The organism is Caenimonas sedimenti, from assembly GCF_007833165.1.
Taxonomy (GTDB): domain Bacteria; phylum Pseudomonadota; class Gammaproteobacteria; order Burkholderiales; family Burkholderiaceae_C; genus Ramlibacter; species Ramlibacter sedimenti.
Genome location: NZ_VOBQ01000018.1, coordinates 124,433 through 143,876 on the forward strand (window position 1 = coordinate 124,433; position 19,444 = coordinate 143,876).

Annotated in this window: 20 protein-coding genes; 7 read left to right on the plus strand and 13 right to left on the minus strand. The window is 69.1% G+C overall.

Annotation, left to right across the window (positions count from 1 at the left end):
• Positions 1-234: 234 nt before the first annotated feature.
• From FN976_RS22185 to FN976_RS22195, 3 genes are all read right to left on the minus strand, one after another.
• The gene (locus FN976_RS22185; RefSeq protein ID WP_255440713.1) at positions 235-1,140 is read right to left on the minus strand and encodes a pseudouridine synthase; all 906 of its coding nucleotides are present in this window, start codon (positions 1,138-1,140) and stop codon (positions 235-237) included.
• Positions 1,141-1,142: 2 nt separating this feature from the next.
• A complete protein-coding gene (trhO, locus tag FN976_RS22190) occupies positions 1,143-1,985 on the minus strand; it encodes an oxygen-dependent tRNA uridine(34) hydroxylase TrhO (RefSeq protein WP_186511095.1) in 843 nt (280 codons plus the stop codon).
• 207 nt (positions 1,986-2,192) lie between these two features.
• On the minus strand, positions 2,193-2,447 hold the full coding sequence (locus FN976_RS22195; protein ID WP_145895253.1) for a hypothetical protein: 255 nt from the start codon (positions 2,445-2,447) through the stop codon (positions 2,193-2,195).
• Positions 2,448-2,566: 119 nt separating this feature from the next.
• Here FN976_RS22195 and FN976_RS22200 point away from each other — a divergent pair, with 119 nt between their 5' ends.
• The 5 genes from FN976_RS22200 to FN976_RS22225 all read left to right on the plus strand — a co-directional run bounded on the left by FN976_RS22200 (position 2,567) and on the right by FN976_RS22225 (position 7,357).
• Positions 2,567-3,829 (plus strand): hypothetical protein, encoded by a 1,263-nt coding sequence (locus FN976_RS22200; protein ID WP_145895254.1) that lies wholly within the window; start codon positions 2,567-2,569, stop codon positions 3,827-3,829.
• 407 nt (positions 3,830-4,236) lie between these two features.
• Positions 4,237-5,406 carry a DMT family transporter gene (locus FN976_RS22205; RefSeq protein WP_145895255.1) on the plus strand — a complete coding sequence of 390 codons (1,170 nt, stop codon included), beginning with the start codon at positions 4,237-4,239 and terminating at the stop codon, positions 5,404-5,406.
• Positions 5,407-5,658: 252 nt separating this feature from the next.
• The gene (locus FN976_RS22215; protein WP_145895256.1) at positions 5,659-6,591 is read left to right on the plus strand and encodes an MBL fold metallo-hydrolase; all 933 of its coding nucleotides are present in this window, start codon (positions 5,659-5,661) and stop codon (positions 6,589-6,591) included.
• An 87-nt stretch (positions 6,592-6,678) separates the two neighbouring features.
• Entirely contained in the window at positions 6,679-6,900 is a 222-nt protein-coding gene (locus tag FN976_RS22220) for a hypothetical protein (RefSeq protein WP_145895257.1), read from the plus strand.
• The gene (locus tag FN976_RS22225; protein WP_222432866.1) at positions 6,878-7,357 is read left to right on the plus strand and encodes a DUF2243 domain-containing protein; all 480 of its coding nucleotides are present in this window, start codon (positions 6,878-6,880) and stop codon (positions 7,355-7,357) included. Before FN976_RS22220 ends, FN976_RS22225 begins: the two co-directional genes overlap by 23 nt.
• Before the next feature lie 12 nt (positions 7,358-7,369).
• Here FN976_RS22225 and FN976_RS22230 read toward each other — a convergent pair whose 3' ends face one another.
• The 9 genes from FN976_RS22230 to FN976_RS22270 form a co-directional block, all read right to left on the minus strand.
• Positions 7,370-8,515, minus strand: coding sequence for a DUF1501 domain-containing protein (locus tag FN976_RS22230; protein ID WP_145895258.1), 1,146 nt, complete (start codon positions 8,513-8,515; stop codon positions 7,370-7,372).
• Positions 8,516-8,519: 4 nt separating this feature from the next.
• The gene (locus FN976_RS22235) at positions 8,520-9,899 is read right to left on the minus strand and encodes a DUF1800 domain-containing protein (protein WP_432417887.1); all 1,380 of its coding nucleotides are present in this window, start codon (positions 9,897-9,899) and stop codon (positions 8,520-8,522) included.
• A 76-nt stretch (positions 9,900-9,975) separates the two neighbouring features.
• Positions 9,976-11,310 (minus strand): sensor histidine kinase, encoded by a 1,335-nt coding sequence (locus FN976_RS22240; protein ID WP_145895260.1) that lies wholly within the window; start codon positions 11,308-11,310, stop codon positions 9,976-9,978.
• Entirely contained in the window at positions 11,303-12,049 is a 747-nt protein-coding gene (locus FN976_RS22245) for a response regulator (protein WP_145895261.1), read from the minus strand. Before FN976_RS22245 ends, FN976_RS22240 begins: the two co-directional genes overlap by 8 nt.
• A gap of 94 nt (positions 12,050-12,143) precedes the next feature.
• Positions 12,144-12,857: a YebC/PmpR family DNA-binding transcriptional regulator gene (locus FN976_RS22250; protein ID WP_145895262.1), complete on the minus strand. Its 714-nt coding sequence runs from the start codon at positions 12,855-12,857 to the stop codon at positions 12,144-12,146.
• Positions 12,858-12,908: 51 nt separating this feature from the next.
• On the minus strand, positions 12,909-13,721 hold the full coding sequence (locus FN976_RS22255; protein WP_145895263.1) for a sensor histidine kinase: 813 nt from the start codon (positions 13,719-13,721) through the stop codon (positions 12,909-12,911).
• Positions 13,718-14,542: a response regulator gene (locus FN976_RS22260; RefSeq protein WP_145895303.1), complete on the minus strand. Its 825-nt coding sequence runs from the start codon at positions 14,540-14,542 to the stop codon at positions 13,718-13,720. Before FN976_RS22260 ends, FN976_RS22255 begins: the two co-directional genes overlap by 4 nt.
• A 16-nt stretch (positions 14,543-14,558) precedes the next feature.
• Positions 14,559-16,256, minus strand: a complete 1,698-nt coding sequence (locus tag FN976_RS22265; protein ID WP_145895264.1) for a PAS domain-containing hybrid sensor histidine kinase/response regulator — start codon at positions 16,254-16,256, stop codon at positions 14,559-14,561.
• 66 nt (positions 16,257-16,322) lie between these two features.
• Positions 16,323-17,057 carry a Crp/Fnr family transcriptional regulator gene (locus FN976_RS22270; RefSeq protein WP_145895265.1) on the minus strand — a complete coding sequence of 245 codons (735 nt, stop codon included), beginning with the start codon at positions 17,055-17,057 and terminating at the stop codon, positions 16,323-16,325.
• A gap of 131 nt (positions 17,058-17,188) precedes the next feature.
• Here FN976_RS22270 and FN976_RS22275 point away from each other — a divergent pair, with 131 nt between their 5' ends.
• Positions 17,189-18,004, plus strand: coding sequence for a beta/gamma crystallin-related protein (locus tag FN976_RS22275; protein WP_145895266.1), 816 nt, complete (start codon positions 17,189-17,191; stop codon positions 18,002-18,004).
• 42 nt (positions 18,005-18,046) lie between these two features.
• A complete protein-coding gene (locus FN976_RS22280; RefSeq protein ID WP_145895267.1) occupies positions 18,047-18,358 on the plus strand; it encodes a BON domain-containing protein in 312 nt (103 codons plus the stop codon).
• Between the two features lie 37 nt (positions 18,359-18,395).
• Here FN976_RS22280 and FN976_RS22285 read toward each other — a convergent pair whose 3' ends face one another.
• Positions 18,396-19,439, minus strand: coding sequence for a Cj0069 family protein (locus FN976_RS22285; protein WP_255440717.1), 1,044 nt, complete (start codon positions 19,437-19,439; stop codon positions 18,396-18,398).
• Positions 19,440-19,444: the final 5 nt, after the last annotated feature.

Genomic DNA, 19,444 nt, shown 5'->3' on the forward strand with positions numbered 1-19,444 from the left:
TCACCCGGCCCCTGCGTGCCAGTACACGCGACTTGCAGGAGGATCGCATCTCGACCTGGAAGTCGATGGGGCAGCCCTCCTGCGGGAGTGCGTTCGCACGCTCGCCCACGACACGCCGTCGCCAGCTTTGCGGTCCACATGGTGTTCGGCATCGTGAATTGCCGCGACGTCCTCTGTGTTCATCGCCGCGCCCTGGCCGGGATGCAGGAGGAGTGGATCCCCGCGAGTCACCCTTCAACCCGGCCCGGGAAAGCGCAACTGCCGACGGCTGGCAAAGCAGCGTTCTTCCCCGCTGATCGGGTCGCGGAACGCAACGCTGGCGGCGAGTAGTCTCAGCGGGTTGGTGGTTTCGTCTTCACCTCGCCCGAGCAGGTTGGGGTAGATGCGGTCGCCCAGGATGGGCAGTCCGAGTGCCGCCATGTGCACCCGCAACTGGTGGCGCTTGCCGGTGGATGGGCGCAGGCGGTAGCGGGCCCACGGTCCGCGTGTTTCCATCAGCTCGATTTCGGTGTGTGCGTTGGGCTTCGCGCCATCTCGCGCATCGGCCTCACGCATCTGCATGAAGTGATCGCTGGCGAGCAGGGTGCTGGTGCGGTGCAACGGGAACTGCAAGCGCGTGTCGCTGGACGCGAGAGCCTGGTACTGCTTCATGACTTTGCGGCCGGCGAAGAGGGTCTGGTAGGCGCCGCGGAATGCCGGCTGCTTGGCGAACAGCACGACGCCAGCAGTCTCGCGGTCGATCCGGTGCAAAGGCGTCAACGCCGCCAGGCCGAGCTGGCGGCGCAACCGGATCAGCAGCGTTTCCTGCAGGTAGGGGCCGGACGGCGTCACCGGCAGAAAATGCGGCTTGTCGGCCACAACGAGATGCTCGTCCTCGAACAGCACGGTGGCCTGCGCGGCATTGGGCGACTCGTCGGCGACGGTGCGGTAGTAGTAGAGCTTCCCATGCGGAACATACGCCTGCCGCGCCGCGACCGCGCGGCCAGATGCGTCCACCACGTCACCCGCCTGAATGCGATCAACCCAGTCGGCCGCGCGGACGCCGGGGAACCTTTCCACCAGGAAGTCGAGGATGCACGGCCAGTGGCCCGCGGGCAGGGCCACCTGGCTGGCCGTGACGCCATCGCGCATCGGCAGCATGGCTACCCGGCGACGGCTGCGGCGAGCCGAAGGGCACGTTGCAGCCGCCACGGGCCGTCGTGCTCACCCTGGTACACATCTTCGAGCGTGGTCGCGGTTTCCTGCAAGCTCGCGTTCAGCGCAACCCGGTTGTCGAACACGAAGCACTCCCCTTTCCAGGCCAGTCCGGGGTCCTTCACCTGCTGGAAGTAGTTGAGGATGCCGCCCTCCAGCTGGTAGGCGACCAACCCCAGATCCAGCATCCAGGCGGTGGTCTTCTCGCAGCGGATGCCGCCGGTGCAATACATCGCCACCCGTTGGCCTCCGGCTTTCCATGCCGCGGCATGGGTGCGCACGAAATCGGGAAAGTCGCGAAAATTCGTCACCTGCGGATCGATGGCCCCTTCGAAGTGGCCCAGCCGGTATTCGAAACTGTTCCGGTTGTCCAGCAGCACCACGTCCGGCTGCTTGATCAGGTTCCCCCAATCCACCGGGCTGACCTGGATGCCGGTCGCGCGCGCAGCATCCACCCCTTCGATCCCCAGTGGAACGATCTCCTTCTTGACCTGCACTCTCACCTTGCCGAAGGGCCTGGTGACGCATGCACTGTGCTTGAACGCCATTGCGGTGAAGGCTGGCTCGCGCTGGAGCGCTTGTTCAAAGCGCTCCACGGCGGCCGGGGACCCGGCCAGCATGCCGTTGATCCCTTCAGCGGCAACCAGAATGCTGCCAGCCAGCCCACCCGCGGCTTGCTCCGCCACCAGCTCGCGCAGCATCGCAGCTGCAACTTGCGGCTGCGGCAATGGCGTGAACTTGTAGAAGGACGTATGAACCAGCGCAGGCGTCTCGGGGCAAGGCAACGGCATGTGCCATTTTCCCACGTGTGCGTGGTCGCCGTCCTCGGCTTGTGGGCGCGATGATGCCCACATGCACGAGCCTCATCAACCGCAACCGACAACATTCCCCTGCACATGCCGACTCCTGCGATTCATGGGCGCCGGACAATCGTCTGGTCGCACCATCCAGGAGGCCTCGATGACCCAAGGCAATAGCAAGACAGGGGCCGCAGCCGCTCAAGTCTCGCCTGAATCGCGGGTGTTGCCGTAGCTGTCGCTGGTGGGCGCGTCGCGGTCCTTGATGAAGCCGGCCTGGTTGATCCCGCGCCCGGGCTTGCCTTCCTGCCCGAGCTCCGCGGCCCTGCCACGGTTCGAAGGCGTGCCTTCCGTGCCGACGGCGTCGGTCGAGCCCTCCTGGGCATCGAAGTCGGATTCCACTTCCGGCAAGCGGGTGTCCCCCGTCTGTTTCATGTTGTCTTTGGCGTCGGGCATGGCGGTCTCCTTTCGAACAGATCGAATCAATCTAGGCCGGAACACCCGGCCGGCCTGTAGGAAGCGGCCGCAATTCCGGCCGGGTCTGCCGGGGCTCAGCCGCCGCTGACAGCTGCGCCATGGAGGACCTTGCAGCCGCCCTTGCCGCCACGCCGCGCCGGCACCGGGCCGCGCCGTTGCCCGCCGATCTCGCCGGCGCGCGCTCGGCTCCTGCCGATGTCGCCCTCGCGTTCGCGATCGAAAGCCTCCGCCTGGGCGACCATCCCGGCGCGCGCGAAATCTTCATCGATGCGCTCGCCGCACTGATCGCGCGGGCTGCGGATCCAGGCACCGGTGACAGCGCGTTCCAGGCGTTGCTGCTGCGCGGCGGCGATGCGTCGGTGCAGGAATACGCGGCCCTGCGAGTTCAGGCGGCCAGGGACGCCCGGACCGTCCGGCGCCTGGTCGATGCATGCGCACATCCCGGCAAGCTGCCGCGTGCGGAAACGAATGAGAGGCAGCGGTTGGAAGCGCTTCACCTGCTCGCCAGGGCCGGTCGCTGGCAAGACCTGCTCAGCATGGCCGGCCGCATCGACACAGCCGTCGCTCAGCATCCGGCTTTGCATCGCCTCGCCCGGCGCGACGCACTTCGCGCCTTGCCCGCGGTCAGCCAGTACACGATGCTCCTGCGTGCGCACGGACCCGCGGGCGGCACCGAAGCAGCAGCCATGCAGGGCCGCGCGGCCGCGCAAGCCGGTGACTCCGCCGAGGCGCAGACGGTGGCCGCGTTGGCGACGATCGCCCTTGTGCTGCAACGGCGGGGCCACGTCGGGTTGGAGTTGGCGCGCGGACTCAAGACACCACGCGGATTCCCAGGCGAACGGCGCAAGGCGAAAGACGAGTGGGACGTGGCGCTGATCGAGCCGGGCCCCGGGGGCGGGCGCATTGTGCTGCTCGGCGAGGTCAAGGCCTCGCCCGCGTCCGCGCTTTCGGATTTCTCGCGCCTGCACCGGGGCTTGCTGGCCTTCGCGCAGGCCGATGGCGGCGCCAGCTACCTGTTCTCATCGGCGGATGGACCCGTCGCCATTTCAGGTGCGTCGCTGCGGGAGCTTGCACCCTTGAAGGAGCGGGCCTTGCCGCCGCGCGTGGTGTATTTCAGCCCGGCACCGGCCCAGACGCTGCCACCCCTGTCGGCGGCCAGCAAGGCGGTGTTGCTGCGCGAGCCCGCGAGTCTTGCCTTTGCCCGCACACGAGATGCCGGCGACCTGCTGCCGGTCTGGGAAGCGTTGCGCGCGGAGCCGCGCCTGCGGGCCACGCTGCATCAATACGAAACGGCGAGGCGGCTTTGCCAGGCGCTGCTGCACCCGGAAGACCTGATGTTCGCGATTCAGCGTGGCCGCTGAGTGCCCGGCGCATCGGAGGATGGGGCCGATGCAGGGTCCACCACGCTCGCCAAGGGCAATTCGTCAGCCCGCGCGCGTTCCAGGTCGAGCATGCGCTCCATGGCCGACCCGGCGCCTTCGCCGGAGCGCTGGTCTTTCGGCGCAGGGGCGGGTGCCTCCGGTCCGGAGGGCGAATCTGGTTTCACGAGCGCTTTCGTTGCGCATCGAGCGTATGCGATCCAGCTCATGGGTCCAAGCGCCGTTTGCCTGTGCAGCTGTAGGAGAGGGCTGACTGAGGGGCATCGACATGAAGGCATGGAAATTTCCACCCCTGAGCCCGAGCCGGGACAACATCAGGTAGAAGCAGACATGAACTGCATCGCCATCGCCATCCGTGCTGGCGACGAACTTCACCTGGAAGTGATCCGATGAAGGCGCCAACGGGCAGCATCGGCCCGGCCGCATCGGGCGGCCTCCTGGCACTGCTGGCCGCCGGCCTGTTCGGTCTGTCGACGCCGTTGGTGCAACTGCTGGGCAAAGGCCTCGGTCCGTTCACCACGGCCGCGTTGCTCTACGCAGGAGCGGCCGTGGTCGGCGCCACGTTGCGGCGGGGCACCGAGCGCGAGGCCCGGCTCACGCGAGCCGATGCGCCGCGCCTGGCCGTGGTCGCGTTCCTCGGTGCGGTCGTGGGCCCGGTGGCGCTCGCCTGGGGATTGCAGCGGGCGAGCGGCGCCGGCGCCTCCCTCATGCTCACGCTCGAGGCGCTGTTCACGGCACTGCTGGCATGGTTGCTGTACGGCGAAACCATGGATCGCCGCGTCTGGGCCGCCATGCTGCTGCTGTTGGGTGGTGGCGCGCTGCTGGCATTCGAGCAGGCGACCGCCGGCAGCGGGCAGATCGGGGGCCTGCTGGCGGTGCTGGTCGCCACGGCGGCCTGGGGCGCCGACAACACGGCGTCCCGCGCGTTGGCCGACCGGGACCCTGGGCAGGTCGTGATGGCCAAGTCCGCCTTGGGAACAGCCGCCACAACCGCCCTGGCGGTGGCCGTGGCCGAGCCCCTGCCGGCGGCGGGCGCGGCCCTGGGCCTGCTGGCCATCGGCGCGACCGGCTACGGCTTGTCGCTGCGCTTCTACCTGCTGGCGCAGCGCAGTTTCGGCGCGGCGCGCACCGGCTCTGTGTTCGCCTGCGCACCCTTCATCGGCGCGCTGGGCGCGGTTGCGCTGGGTGATCGCAGCGGTGGCTGGATGATGGCCGCGGCCGGCTTCCTGATGGCCGCAGGCGTGTTCCTGCATCTCCTGGAACGGCATGCGCACGAGCACCAGCATCACCACATGTCGCACGAACACGCCCACACGCACGACGACGGGCACCACGACCACCGGCATGACCCGATGCCCGCCGGCGCGCACAGTCATCCTCATGTGCACCGGCCCACCCTGCATGCACATCCGCATGCGCCGGACCTGCATCACCAGCACCGGCACTTGCGCCCGGGTGGCTTGTCGACGAGCGGCAACCCGTGCCGCCCACCAGGAACCGCGCATTCAGGCCCTGCATCGAGTTGGTGGCGACGAGTTGTTCGCGCTTCAGGCCGTTGATCTGGAATCCTGGTCCAGGGCCGACAGCTGCATGTCGATGGCGTTGAGGCGATTGACGGCGCCGCCGTAGTTGTTCTGGTGGTGGCTGCGTACCAGCTGTTCCGAGACAAGCCATGACTCCTAACTGGGCAACGCCCATGATCAGGAGCAGCGCTTGGATGCATTGCGCATCTTGGCGGCGGGGGGTCTGCTCATTCCCCCGATGCGGCGGATTATAGACGGCGTGTCCACGACCGGCTAAGGTCGGCGCGCATGAACATCCTGAAGACCTGGACGAAGGCGCTGCTGGCGATCCTGCTGGTGGGTCCGGCGGGCGCGGGCGCCGTCGACATCCGCTTCCAGCCCGTGGCCGACGGCGTCTATGCCCACATCGGTGACATCGGCCCGAGGACAGCCGCCAACGAGGGATTGAACGCCAACATCGGGCTGGTCCTCACGCGCACCGGCGCGATCCTGATCGACAGCGGGGCCACCCAGGAAACGGCGCGCCAGATCGAGGAAGCCGTCCGCGTGGTCACGGCCAAGCCGGTGCGCTGGGTGGTGAACACCGGTGGCCAGGACCACCGCTGGCTGGGCAACGGCTACTTCGCCGGGCGCGGCGCGGAGCTCATCGCGCATGCGGCCGCGGTGCCGGACATGCGCTCCCGTGGTGGCGATCAGCTGGCCGCGCTGCGTGCCTTGCTCGGCGCCAAAGCGGACGGAACGGTGCCGGCCCTGCCGACGCGCTTGATCGGCACGGCGGATGCCCGTGTGGAGCTGGATGGCGTCGAAGTGCAATTCCGCCATCGTGGCGGCGGGCACACGCCGGGCGACCTGATGGTCTGGCTGCCGCAATCGCGCGTGCTTTTCGCGGGGGACATCGTCTACGTCGACCGGATGCTGGCCGTCTTGCCCGTTAGCAGCACGCGCAGCTGGCTGGAGGCGTTCGCTGTCGTGGAGCAACTTGCGCCGGCCCGGATCGTCCCCGGCCATGGCCGTGTGACGGACCTCGCGCTCGCCCGCCAGCACACCCTGGCCTACCTGCGAAATCTTCGGGCGCACATGAAGAAGGCCGTCGACGCGAACACGGAGATCTCCGAGGCGATCAGGAGCTTCGACGTGAGCCCCTTCGACCGCCTGGTCAATGCGGCGGAACTGCACCCCGGCAATGCCAGCCGGGTCTACCTGGAAATCGAACGCGAATAGGCAGCTGGCGCCAGCTCGGCGTAAGAAGGCTTCCATTTTTCTGTTGTCCAGCGGATCCGGTGTGCAGTGAGTGACTAGGATGGGTCCATGCCATCGCAACGCATCGTGCTGCTGCTCCTGCTGCTCGCCAGCCCCTGGCCGGCACTGGCCTGTTCGCCGTGCCGGACCATGGTTTTCGCCTCGGTGTTCGACTCCCACTTCACACTGCGGCTGATGTTGGTGGTGTTGCCGGTCGCCCTGCTCGTCCTCCTGGCGACCTGGCTCTATCGAACCACGGAGTCGAGGCATGACGATGCCCATGTCCGGTAACCGCAGGCCACTGCTGGCAGCCGGCATCCTGATGGGGGCCGGCCTGGGCGGGTTTGTGGACGGCATCGTGTTCCACCAGATCCTGCAGTGGCACAACATGCTGTCCGGCTGGCTGCCGCCCACCAACCTGGTCGACGCCAAGGTCAACATGTTGTGGGACGGCATCTTTCACGCCTCCGTCTGGGCCATGACGATGCTGGGCCTGTGGATGCTGGTTCGCGCCGGCGGCCGGCGCGACGTCTCCTGGTCCGCGGGCACGTTCTGGGGCGCGTGGCTGCTGGGCTGGGGGCTGTTCAACTTCGTCGAGGGGGCGATCGACCATCTTCTGCTCGGCATCCACCATGTCAACGAATACGCGCCTTCGCCCCTGACTTACGACCTCCTGTTCCAGGCCTCGGGGGTCGTTCTGGCGGTGCTCGGCTGGATGGTGATCCGTTCAGCCCGGCGGCAAGCCTGACGCAGCAGGGCGCTAAGCCCGCAGGAGCCCCGCCACCGGCTTGCCGCGCACGGCCTCGGGGAACAGCGCACGCAGCACGCGTTCCGGGTCGAGCCTGAAGGTCTCGGCGCAGGCGGACGCGAGCAAGGCGTCGAGCCCCAGGGTCGGCTTCAGGTCGCGCCCTTCGAACAGGTTGGGCGGCGCGAGCCCTGGCCAGTCGGCCAGGATCCGGCCGCCGTGCACGGCGCCGCCAAGCACCATGGCCGCGGAGGCCGTGCCATGGTCGGTCCCGCCGGTGCCGTTCGCGGCGACGGTACGGCCGAACTCCGTGGCCACGACGACGACGGTCTGCTTCCAGGCGTCGCCCATCCCCTCGCGCAGCGCGCCGACCAGGCCATCGAGCCCCCGCAGCTGGAAGGCGAGGCGCGCGTTCTGCCCGCTGTGCGTGTCCCAGCCGCTGGTCTCGATCATGGCGATGCGCGGCCCGTCCGCGCGTGCCAGGAAACCCGCGGCGATGCGCCCGAGGGCTGCGCCGTCCTGCCGCCCGCCGCCGCCCATGCCCCCGCCCGCCATGCCGCGGGCCTCGAGCGCGGAGGTCCAGAGCGGCTGCAGCTGCGCATCACGCGCGTAGAGCTGCTCGACGCGCATCAGCAGGTCCTCGTTGGCCTGCGGCAGGGTGGACTGCGCATAGGTGGTGACCGGCGCCGCGCCCTGCAACGCCACGGGCACCGCGGACGAGAAGGCGATCGCATCCTTGCCGCTGCGGGGCAGCAGCCCCAGCAGGCGGTTCATCCAGCCATCCTTCAACTGGTACGGCGCTTTGCCGCCGGTTTCCAGCACGTTCTGGCCGTCGAAGTGCGAGCGGTCGCGGTAGGGCGATGCCACCGCATGCAGGAAGGTGGCCTCCCCCGCGCCATAGAGCTCACGCAGCTTGGGCAGCTCGGGATGCAGGGCGAACGTGCCGTCCAGCTTCAAGGCCGCCGACGCGTCGATCGCCAGCGCGCCCCGCTGGCCCGCATAGGCAGGCTCCGCGTAGGGGATGACGATGTTCAGGCCATCGGCCGCCCCGCGCTGGATGATGAAGATGAAGCGCCGCTCGGTCGCGGCCTGCGCGAACAGCACGCGTGGTGCGCCCAGCAGCGTGGCGGCGCCGAGAAAGCTGCGTCGGTCCAGGCTCATTTCCTTATCTCCTCAGGAACTCGGGGGAAACCAGCAACAGCGCGAGCGCGGTGCCGCTACTTTCGGCGCGGGCAATGGCGCTCGCGGTGGCCTCGCTCAACGCGCCGGGCAGCACACGGGGCGCGAGGCTGCGCGCGTCGATGCCGGCGCCTGCCTCCTGGACCAGGCCTTGCGCGACTTCGACCCGGCGCATCAAAGCATCGGGCGCGGCCCACGTAGCGGCCAGGTCGTTGTAGCCCGCCGGCGAGCCCGGTCGCCACACCGGTTGTCCCAGCTGGGTCATCAGGGCGGCCGCGCGCGCCGGCGGGACCGTGCTGCGGCCGAGCGCGCGCAGGCTGGAAATCGTCCAGTCCCAGGGGGACTTGAATTTCGCGCTGGCGGGCTGCCAGGCCAGCGGCGATGCGATGAGCTCCCGGTAGACGCTGGGCAGATCGCCGCCGGTCCGGGTGAAGGTGTCCGCCAGCTTCTGCACCAGTGCCGCCGGCGGCTCGTCGGCGACGAAGTGGCGGGCCAGTTTGCGTGCGATGTGCTGCGCGGTCGCCGGCGCGGCGACCAGGTCGCGGATCACGGCTTTGGCCTGCTCCTCGCCGCCTTCGGCGTAGACGCGGCCGAGGACCGTGCGCGCCCCGGGCTCGTGCAGTGCCGGCACGAAGCGGAACGTCGCGCCGGTCGCGGCGCCGGCGTCCCCCGGCAGCGTCCAGCCGGTGAGCGCGCGAGCGAACTCCGTCACGTCTTCCTGCGTGTAGCCGCTGCGAACGCCCAGCGTGTGCAGTTCCATGATCTCGCGAGCCAGGTTCTCGTTGAGGCCGCGCGCGCGTTGCTGCCGCTCTTCGGAACGCGCGCCCATGGGGCTGCGCGGGCCGATCGATTGGGCCTGGTCCAGGAACAGCAGCATGGCCGGGTGCCGCACGGCGGCCAGGAGCAGGTCTTCGAAGCGGCCGAGCACGTGGGGGCGGATCGCATCGGCCTCCATGCTGCCGGCCACGCCGATGATCAGCGGCTTGTCGACGGACACGGCGAAGTGGTTCGACCAGAAATGCACCAGCCGCTCGACGAAGGGCGTGGCCGTCTGCAATGCGCTGGCGGTGCGCGCGCCCACCGCCGCCACGTAGTCCGTGCGGCCTTCCCGCAGGTAGGCCTCGCGGATGCCGCTGCGCTGGCCTTCGGGCGCCTGCCGCACCGAGCGCTGCATCGTGTTCCAGACGTCCACCAGCGCGGGCGTGCGCCGCAGCGGCTTCCAGGCGGCCGGCAGCGGCTCGTAAGCCTCGAGTTGCGACAGCAGCCAGCGTTGCGGATCGGCCGGCGGCGCGTCGTCCGGCCGGGCGCCGAGGCCGAAGCGGTTGAGGGCAAGGGCGGAAGGTGTCATGGGGGCTGATTCTTCCAGCTTGGGCGGCCGGTGCGTTGTCCGGCATGTTTCGAACGGGTGAAGCGGGTCGAGCGACCCGGCCCGCGCCGCCGACTCAGGCCGGGGCCAGTTCCAGCGTGGCACAAAGGCCGCCGCCGTCCCGGTTGCGGATCACGAGCCGGCCGCCGTGCCGGAGCGCCACTTCGCTCGCGATGGACAGGCCCAGGCCCGCACCTGGGGAGGTGCCGCGCGAGGGGTCCAGCTGCTCGAACGGCCGCAGCACGCGTGCGATCTCGGATTCGGGGATGCCCGGGCCGCGGTCCATCACGTGGATGCGCACCACGCCGCCTGCCGCCTCCACCGCCAGCTCCGGCGCGGCCGCATGCACGACGGCGTTGCGCAGCAGGTTCACCAGGGCGCGCCGCAAGGCGGGCGCGTGCGCCTGCACGATCAGCCCGGTCGGCTCGGGGTGCGGGACCGCCGCGCCCAGCGCCTCCACGTCCTCCACGGCCTGCGCCAGCAATCCGTCGAGGTCGACCGGCTCCAGCGGCGCCGCCTCGCCGATGCCCCGCAGGTAGTCCAGCGTGCCCTGCACCATCTCCTCGAGCTGGCGCAGGTCGCGTGCGAAGGACGTGCGGCTCTCGGGGTCGGGGAGCAGCTCGGCGCGCAGGCGCAGCCGGGTGATCGGGGTGCGCAGGTCGTGCGAGATCGCGGCCAGCGACTGCACGCGGCCTTGCACGTGCTCCTTCAGCCGCGCGTGCAGCCGGTTCAGGACCTCCGCCGCTCGGCGCACTTCCGGCGGGCCCGCTTCCGGCAGCGGCGTGGCGTCCAGCCCGGTGCCCAGGGCTTCCGCGCCCACGGCCAGCTGCTCCAGCGGACGCAGCACCAGGCGCATCGCCAGCACGACCAGCAGCGAGGTCACGACGCCCAGCAGCACGAAGGGTCCCAGCAGGCCCTCCGTGCGGAAGCGCGACTGGCCGACTTCGACCTCCGCCTGCACCAGCTGCCCGTCGCCCAGGCTCGTTCCCAGCACGATCCTGAGCCCGTGGGTGCGGCCTGGCGGGCGCGCCCGCTGCAGCGGGCCGCGCGTGGCGACGACGGAAACCGGACGGCCCGGAAGCCGCCGGGCCCACACGCCCCGTGCCACGGCCAGGACTTCGGGTGGCGCGGCCTCGGGCTGCGGCACCGGGTTGAGCCGCAGCAACGGGTAGGGCAGCGCGGCTGCGACCGCCGCCCGCTGGCCCGGCGGGACGGCGTCGATGACGGCCACCAGGTCCGCGGCGCGCTGCACCTGCAGCACCAGGGCCGCCTGGCGCGCACTGGCCGCGCGGTCCGACAGCGCCCACCACAAGCTGGCCGCCTGCGCCGACAACAGGCCCGCGACCAGCAGCAGGAGCAGGCGCGCCCGCAGCGGCACGCGGGCCCAGGCCCGGCGCAAGCGTTCAAGCATCCGGCGGCACCGCCTGCACGTCGGCGTCCAGCACATAGCCGCTGTTGCGCATGGTCTTGAGCAGCCGGCCTTCGCCCGCATCCCGCAACCGTTGCCGCAAGCGGTACACCTGCAGGTCGATCGAGCGGTCGTTCGGCTGGAGCTCCCGCCGGTGCGCCAGCTCGACGAGCCGCTCGCGCGGCAGCACGGTGCGCGGGTGCTGCAGGAAGACCGAAAGCAGCCGGTATTCCGCCGCCGCGAGCGGCACCATCACCCCGTCGTCGTGCCGCAGTTCGCGCGATTCGGTGTCCAGCCGCCAGTCGCCGAACCGCAGCTTGCCGGGCAGTTCCGAACCCGGCGCGCTCACGGGCTGCGCCGGCGCGCGGCGCAGCACCGCACGGATCCGCGCGACCAGCTCACGCGGTTCGAACGGCTTGCTGACGTAATCATCCGCGCCGATTTCGAGGCCCACCACGCGGTCGATGGCCGAGTTCAGGGCCGTCACCATGATGACGGGGACGCGGGTGTGCTCGCGCAACCAGCGCAGCAAGTCCAGGCCGCCCTCGTGCGGAAGCATGACGTCGAGCACCACCAGGTCGATGCGATGCTCCTGGAAGCGAGCGCGCATTTCCGCGCCGCCGGCCGCCAGCAACGGATGCAGGCCGCTCGCTTCCAGGTACTGGTGCAGCAGCTGCCGGATCTCCGGATCGTCGTCGACCACCAGCACGGTTTCGGCCGGGGCGGGCGTGGCGCTTGTCATGGCCGGATTGTCACCGGGACGCCAGGGCTCAGACGGCCGGCGCTACAAGCCTGCTACATGCGCTTCACATGGGCCGCGGCGTCCGCCGCCGACGTCAACCCGCCAGCCCCACGAACACGTTCTGCACGTCGTCGTGGGCGTCGATGGCGGCCAGGAATGCTTCCACTTCCTGCAGTTCCGGCGCCGACAGGCTGGCCGGGTCGACCGGATTCCTGGCCTTGTAGCCCAGCTTGGCGGACAGCACCGTGAACCCGTGCGCCGGCAGGGCGCGGCTGACCAGGTCGAGATCGGTGGCGTCGGTCAGGAACAGCGTCGTGCCCTCGTCTTCGCCCGGCTCGAATTCCTGCGCGCCGGCTTCGATGGCGGCCAGTTCGGGATCCGCACCCGCCTGCGCGGGCTCGGCCTCGATCATGCCGACGTGATCGAAGTCCCAGGCGACGGAACCCGAGGTCCCGAGTTGCCCCTTGCGGAACAGCACCCGCATCTCCGGCGCCGTGCGGTTCACGTTGTCCGTCAGGCACTCCACCATCAGCGGCACGCGGTGCGGCGCGAAACCCTCATAGATCACGTGTTCGAAGTTCACGGCCTCGCCCGTGAGGCCGGCGCCCTTCTTGATGGCGCGGTCCAGGGTGTCCTTGGGCATGGAAGCCTTGCGCGCCTGCTCCACCACGAGGCGCAACCGTGAATTGCTCGCGGGGTCGGCGCCATTGCGCGCGGCGACCATGATGTCCTTGACCAGCCGCCCGAACAACTTGCCCCTGGCGTCGGCGGCCTGCGCCTTGCCCTTTGCTTTCCACTGCGCGCCCATGTCGAATGTCCTGAAGGAAAACGGGGAGTTTCCCAGATTCTCCAGGGGCATCTACTGGACGACGGCGGAGAGCCGGGTATTCGCCAATGCGATCGGAAGCCGCACGATGAATTCGCTGCCGGCATCTTCGCCCGCGCAGTGGGCGACGACACCGCCCTCGTGCGCCTTGACCAGTTCGCGCACGACCGAGAGCCCGACGCCGAGGCCGATCTCGTTGACCATCGTCGCGCGGGCATCGCGCACGAAGATGTCGAAGACGTGCGGCAGCGCCTGCGCCGTGATGCCGATGCCGTTGTCCTTGACCGCGATGACGACGCAGTCCCCGACCGTCGCTGCCGAAAGCGAGATCTCTCCCCCTTCGGGCGTGTACCGGGAGGAGTTCTCCAGCAGGTTGCCGAACACCTGGGTCAGCCGCGCCGCATCGCCCAGCACCATCAGGGCGCCCGGGTCGCGTTTGACCGAGAAGTGCTGGTGGCGCGTGTCCATCGAAAGCTGGCAGGTCTCGGCCACCCGGTCGAGCACGGTGCCGACGTCGAGCAGCTTGCGTTCCAGCCGGAACTTGCCGGCACCGATGCTGCTGCCTTCCAGCAGGTCGCCGATCAACCGGGTGATCTGCGCGACCTGGCCCTTGATCGTGGCCTGGTGCTTCGCATAGGCAACGTCGTCGTTGCGCGCACCGTCCAGCATCAGCGCGGCCAGCCGCAAGGGCATGAGCGGATTGCGCAATTCGTGGGCGATGGTCGCCAGGAAGGACAGCTGCCGCAGGTGCGCATCGCGGCCGGCGGCAGTCACCCGCGCCAGTTCCAGCCGCAACGACTCGTTTTCGATCCGCAATGCGGCGGCTTCGCATGCGGGCACGGTCATGATCGCGCCCGCACGGCCACGCCGATGCCGCGGTAGCCCAGGAACTGGCAGGCGGGGCCGAACATGGGCTCCCCGCTGACCTGGAATTTCTGCAAGCTCCCGTCGGCCTCGGTCCGGGTGAACACGAAGTCGAGGAACGGCTGCCTCGCTTCGATGGCGGCCTGCAACGCGGCCCGCTCGGCCTGGTTCCAGCCTTCCACCGGCGCGGCCTGCGCGTCCGGGGCGAACCCCTCCACCCGGATGCCCAGCATCTCCAGCACGGGGCCGGAGACCTTGGTGAAATTGCCCCGTTCGTCCTGCTCCCAGTACCAGTCCGAGGCCAGCTCGGTCAGGCTGCGGTACCGCGCTTCGCTCTCGCGCAACTCGGCCGTCCGTTCCTGCACCGCGGCCTCCAGGACCTGGCTGTAGTTCTCCAGGCGCTTGTAGAGCAGCCGCACTTCCAGCATGTTGCGGATGCGCATCCTGACTTCGACCAGGTCGAACGGCTTGCTGATGAAATCCCGCACGCCCGCATGCAGGGCACGCAACTTGTGCCCGGGCTGCGCGGTGATGACGAGCACCGGCAGGTAGGCGTCCTTGTCGTTGGTCTTCAGGCCCTCGATCACCTGGAAGCCGTCCATCCCCGGCATCTGCAGGTCCAGCAGGATCAGGTCGTAGCTGTTCTTGCGGTGCAAGGCGCAGACTTCCATGGAGTTCATGGTCGAACTCACGTTCGTGTAGCCCGCCTGCTCCAGCGTCTGTTCCAGCAGGCTGACATTGGCCTCCTGGTCGTCCACGATCAGGATGCGGGCCGCGAGCGTGTCGGGGATGGTGGTGGACATGGTGGCGGAGGTGGGGTCAGACATGGGAGGCATTGCCGCTGGTCTTGCGCGAGAACGCCAGGGCCACGTCCAGCGCGTCCATGAATTCGCTGACCTTGATCGGCTTGGTGATGTAGTTGAAGAAGCCCGCTTCCAGCGCCTTTTCGATGTCGCGTGGAACGGCGTTGGCGCTCAGCGCGATGATCGGGATGTGCGCGGTGACGGGATCGGCGCGCAGGATCTGCATCGCTTCGATGCCGCTCATGCCCGGCAGGTTGATGTCCATCAGGATCACCTCGGGCAGGCACGCGCGGGCATATTCGATGCCCAGCGTGCCATCCGCGGCACTCAGCATGTTCAGGTCGGCGCGGCGGCCGATGAGCTGCCCGACCAGCTCGAGGTTGGCCGGATTGTCTTCGACGTACAGCAGCGTACGCAGGGGAGTGCCTTCGGGGACCTTCGGGCGCGCGGTGGACTCGGGGTAGGCCGGCTGCGTCGAGAACTGCGGCGCGGAAGCCGTCCTGAATTCCACCCAGAAGACGCTGCCCTGGCCCAGGGTGCTGACGACTCCGATGGTCCCGCCCATGAGGTCGACCAGGCGTTTCGTCACCACCAGGCCGATGCCCGAGCCTTCTTCGGCACTCGCTTCCTTGCCGAGGCGGTTGAAGGGCTGGAACAGCTGGTCGATGTGTTCCGGCGGCAGGCCGATCCCCGTGTCCCGCACGCTGATCCGGATCGTCGAATTCGACACGGCGGCCGCCTCGACGACGACGCTGCCCTGGGGGCGGTTGTACTTGACCGCATTGAACAGCAGGTTGATCAGCACCTGCTTCACCCGGGTGCGGTCCGCGGTGATGAAGCGCGGGACGGGGAACTGCGGGAACGTCATGCCGATCCCGCGCGAGCGGGCCTGCGGCTCGATCATCGCGCGGCACTCGGTGATCACCTCCGCCAGCGACACCGGCTCGTTCGACAGGGTGAGCCGGCCCGACTCGATGAGGGCGAGGTCCAGCACCTCGTTGATCAGCTCCAGCAGGTACCAGCCCGCCTTGAGGATCTGCTCGATGTTGCGTTTCTGCGTGGGCGTGGGCGCGGGCGCACCGGTTTCGAGCAACTGGGCGAATCCCAGGATGGCATTCAGCGGCGTGCGCAGCTCGTGGCTCATGCTGGAGAGGAAGTCCGATTTGGCGCGATTGGCCTGTTCGGCAACGGCCATCGCCTTCTTCAACTCCGATTCGACACGCTTGCGCGCCGAATTGTCGGCACCGATCAGCAGGTAGCCGATGATGTTCCTGGCGTCGTCCCGCAGTGCCGTGATCGAGACGATCGCCGGGAACCGGCTGCCGTCCTTGCAGATGTAGGTGAGCTCGTAGATGTCCTCGATGCCGCGCGAAGCCTTGAAGGCCAGTGCCTCGAAGCCGGGCGCGATGATGGTGCCGAGCTCGAGGGTCAGCGCCTCGGCGCGCTCCTTCACTTCCTGCGGATCGTGGATGTCGCTCGGGCTGATGCGGTTCACCACTTCATCGGCGGCGTAGCCCAGCATGCGCTCGGCCCCGATGTTGAACAGCTGGATGATGCCGGCTTCGTCCGTCGCGATGATGGAAAAGGTGGCACTGGTCAGGATGGCGTTCTGCAGCGCCACCGCCTTCACGAGGGCCAGGGCGCGCTCCGGGGCAACGCCGTCGGAGATGAAGGGGTCATTCCCGGCGGGAGAATTGCTTGTTGTTGCGGGCATCGGCCGACGCTAACAGGGCGCCGGTCCGCCGTATGTGCGCTGCCGCACGCAACGCCAAAAGCCGCACTACGGCAGGGGCACCGCTTCCCGGGGGACGTCCGACATCAGCCGCCCGTATTCGCGCCAAACCACGCCGTAGCACTCGCAGACCGCGCTTTCCAGGCCGGAACGGTCGAGCACGTCGATGTGGCCCCGCCGGTAGCGGATCAGCCCGGCGCGCTGCAGGTTGCCGGCCGCCTCCGTCACGCCCTCCCGGCGCACGCCCAGCATCCGGGCGATCAGTTCCTGCGTCATCGTCAGCGAGTCGCTGTCCATGCGGTCGAGACTGAGGAGCAGCGCGCGGCACAGCTGCTGCTCCACGGAATGGTGCCGGTTGCAGACGGCCGTCTGCGTCATCTGCGTCATCAGGGACTGGGTGTACCGCAGCAGCAGGCGCATGGAGGCGCCCATCCGGTAGAACTCCTGCTGCAGCAGGCCAACCGGCAGCCGATAGGCGTGCCCGGCGCTGCGAACCACGGCCCGGCTGGGCGTGGTGTCGCCGCCCATGAAGAGCGAGATGCCGACGATGCCTTCATTGCCCACGACGCCGATCTCGGCCGACGCGCCGTCTTCCAGCACATAGAGCAGGGAAACGATGCAGGTCGTGGGGAAGTAGGCGTGGGCCATCCGCCCGCCGGATTCGCTCAGGACTTCCCCCAGTGGCATCCGCACCAGTTCGAGCCCCGCTTCGATCCGCGCGTATTCCGCCAGGGGCAGGGCCGCCAGCAGGTGGTTCTGGGTGGTGGCGTGGGGCGCGGGCATCCGGCCCATTGTGCGCCCCGGGCGCAAAGCGTAGGACAAGGGGCCGTCTTCGCGGCTGCGTGCGGTGGCGCACCGACGCTGCATGGCGCCCTGCCTACTCTCCAGCCACACACACACAACGAGGTCCCACCATGAAGACAACGATCCGCACGCTGCTCGCCCTGAGCAGCATCGCATTCGCCGCGCAGGCCGCCGCGCAAGTCACGTTCTACGAGAACGAAAACTTCCAGGGGCGCTCGTATTCGACGCAGGCCCCCGTCCGCAACGCCGAGCGCGGTGGTTTCAACGACCGCATCTCGTCCGTCATCGTGGTGGGCCAGCGCTGGGAAGCCTGCGGCGACGCGCGCTTCCAGGGCCGCTGCGTCGTGCTGCGCCCCGGGCAGTACCCGTCGCTCTCCGCGATGGGCATGAACGACCGCATCTCGTCGGCCCGCCCGCTGGCCGCCAGCGTCCAGGTCGCCGACAGTGCTTACGCACCGATGCCGGTCGTGGCGCAGGATTTCCGCCGCCGCGGCAACGAGCGCATGCATGAGGCCGACGTGCGGTCCGCGCGCGCCGTGCTCGGCACGCCGGCCCAGCGCTGCTGGGTCGAACGCGAGCAGGTCGTGCAACAACCCTCGTCCAACGTCAATGTCCCCGGCGCCGCCATCGGCGCGATCGTGGGCGGCATCCTCGGCCACCAGGTCGGCGGCGGCAGCGGCAAGAAGATCGCCACCGTGGGCGGCGCCGTCGGCGGCGCGGCACTGGGCGCGCAATACGGCCGCACCTCGGACCAGCAACAAGTCAGCTCGCAGGAAGTGCGCCGCTGCGACAGCAATCCCGCCCAGGCCACGCCGGCCTACTGGGACGTGGTCTACGAGTTTCGCGGCCAGGAGCACCGCGTGCAGATGGCGTCCGACCCGGGCCGCACCGTGCGCGTCAATTCGCGTGGCGAGCCGCGCGCCTGATCCGCACCCCATCCGCTTCAACCACCTTTCGAAAGTCCAATCATGAACAAGCATTCCATCGCCATCGTCCTGCTCACCGCTTCCTTCCTGACGCTGTCCGGCTGTGCCGTGACCCGCGGCCAGGAAACCGTCGGTGCCTACATCGATGACACCGCCATCACCACCGCGGTGAAGGCCAAGTTCGTCGGCAACACCGCGGTCGACGCATCCAGCATCGGCGTGGAAACGCTCAACGGCACCGTGATGCTGTCCGGGTTCGCCAAGAATTCGAACGAACGCAGCACCGCCGAAACCGTGGCGCGCAGCGTCAATGGCGTCCGCTCGGTGCGCAACGAGATTTCGGTCCGTCCTTAAGCTCCAGCAGACTTGACGCCGACTTGACCCGGGCTCGCTAAATGCGGCCTGGGTCAAGCCGCGACTGGACGGCCCGCACCAACGGCTGGACGGCCGCAGGAGGAAAGGGCGCCACGCTGCTGACGTTGATCTCGCACAGCACGAAGCGCTCCTCCGCGTCCTCCCTGGATTCGCCCAGCAGGAAATCGCAATCCCAGAGCAGGGGCAGCTGCTCGTGCGGCAGTCCCACGCAAGACCGCAGCATCTCGATCCAACCGCTTTCGAGCCGCTTCCGCAAGCCCTGGAACTGGGCCAGCTCCGCATCGTGGTACAGCCTGGGGCCCGGCGTGGGCGCCACTTCCCCCGGCCGCGCCGGAAACAGTGCGTTGACCGCCTGGTGCCCGAAGCCGGCGACGCGGTCGCCCACCAGGTAGGCCCGCACCATCCCCTCCACCAGCCGCGGCTGCCAGGCCTGGTCGATCATGTGGCCGCCATTCGCCGGCTCGAAATAGGGCGCGAGCGTCACGCGCAAGGCCGTGGGGGTCATCGTCTCCTCGCTGCTGCCACGCTGCGCGTGGCGCACGCGAAGGGCCGTCCATGGCGCCGCGGGGTCGACGGCCTCGATCCGCCAGATGCCGGCGCCGCTCTGGCCCCGGTGCTGCTTGAGCACGCGCGGCCCGCTGGCGAGCCGGCGCGGCAGTTCCTCTTCGAGTTGGGCCAGGCTGCCGATCCGGTACACGTCGCTGCCGAAGGGCAGCTGGCGCGTCTCGACCAGCACGTCCTTGGTTCCGAGCTTGAGGATGGCGTCGGGGTGCGCGCTGACGGTGACCCCGCGGGCCGCCAGGCGCCGCAGCATGGCGTCGAGCCGGTCGCGGCGGCGTCCGCCCTCGACCGGATTGCACCAGACCAGCACGAGGCGAGCAGCCTGCAACTGGGCTTCCACTTCATCGGCAAAATCGTCGTGATAGACCGCTGGGGCGGCCTCGATGCCGGCGGCCGCGAAGGCCTGGAACAATTCGGCGAACCGGCTTTCGGCGGGCTCGGAGCGGTCGCGCGTGGCGCGATCACCGGGGTAGAGCAGGGCGAGGGGGGAATGTTGCAAGATCG

What these genes read in the sequence shown, in the direction of transcription:
- FN976_RS22185 (WP_255440713.1), bottom strand. Translation starts at nt 1,140, where the DNA reads ATGCTGCCGATGCGCGATGGCGTCACGGCCAGCCAGGTGGCCCTGCCC.
- trhO (WP_186511095.1), bottom strand. Translation starts at nt 1,985, where the DNA reads ATGCCGTTGCCTTGCCCCGAGACGCCTGCGCTGGTTCATACGTCCTTC.
- FN976_RS22195 (WP_145895253.1), bottom strand. Translation starts at nt 2,447, where the DNA reads ATGCCCGACGCCAAAGACAACATGAAACAGACGGGGGACACCCGCTTG.
- FN976_RS22200 (WP_145895254.1), top strand. Translation starts at nt 2,567, where the DNA reads ATGGAGGACCTTGCAGCCGCCCTTGCCGCCACGCCGCGCCGGCACCGG.
- FN976_RS22205 (WP_145895255.1), top strand. Translation starts at nt 4,237, where the DNA reads ATGAAGGCGCCAACGGGCAGCATCGGCCCGGCCGCATCGGGCGGCCTC.
- FN976_RS22215 (WP_145895256.1), top strand. Translation starts at nt 5,659, where the DNA reads ATGAACATCCTGAAGACCTGGACGAAGGCGCTGCTGGCGATCCTGCTG.
- FN976_RS22220 (WP_145895257.1), top strand. Translation starts at nt 6,679, where the DNA reads ATGCCATCGCAACGCATCGTGCTGCTGCTCCTGCTGCTCGCCAGCCCC.
- FN976_RS22225 (WP_222432866.1), top strand. Translation starts at nt 6,878, where the DNA reads ATGACGATGCCCATGTCCGGTAACCGCAGGCCACTGCTGGCAGCCGGC.
- FN976_RS22230 (WP_145895258.1), bottom strand. Translation starts at nt 8,515, where the DNA reads ATGAGCCTGGACCGACGCAGCTTTCTCGGCGCCGCCACGCTGCTGGGC.
- FN976_RS22240 (WP_145895260.1), bottom strand. Translation starts at nt 11,310, where the DNA reads ATGCTTGAACGCTTGCGCCGGGCCTGGGCCCGCGTGCCGCTGCGGGCG.
- FN976_RS22245 (WP_145895261.1), bottom strand. Translation starts at nt 12,049, where the DNA reads ATGACAAGCGCCACGCCCGCCCCGGCCGAAACCGTGCTGGTGGTCGAC.
- FN976_RS22250 (WP_145895262.1), bottom strand. Translation starts at nt 12,857, where the DNA reads ATGGGCGCGCAGTGGAAAGCAAAGGGCAAGGCGCAGGCCGCCGACGCC.
- FN976_RS22255 (WP_145895263.1), bottom strand. Translation starts at nt 13,721, where the DNA reads ATGACCGTGCCCGCATGCGAAGCCGCCGCATTGCGGATCGAAAACGAG.
- FN976_RS22260 (WP_145895303.1), bottom strand. Translation starts at nt 14,542, where the DNA reads ATGTCCACCACCATCCCCGACACGCTCGCGGCCCGCATCCTGATCGTG.
- FN976_RS22265 (WP_145895264.1), bottom strand. Translation starts at nt 16,256, where the DNA reads ATGCCCGCAACAACAAGCAATTCTCCCGCCGGGAATGACCCCTTCATC.
- FN976_RS22270 (WP_145895265.1), bottom strand. Translation starts at nt 17,057, where the DNA reads ATGCCCGCGCCCCACGCCACCACCCAGAACCACCTGCTGGCGGCCCTG.
- FN976_RS22275 (WP_145895266.1), top strand. Translation starts at nt 17,189, where the DNA reads ATGAAGACAACGATCCGCACGCTGCTCGCCCTGAGCAGCATCGCATTC.
- FN976_RS22280 (WP_145895267.1), top strand. Translation starts at nt 18,047, where the DNA reads ATGAACAAGCATTCCATCGCCATCGTCCTGCTCACCGCTTCCTTCCTG.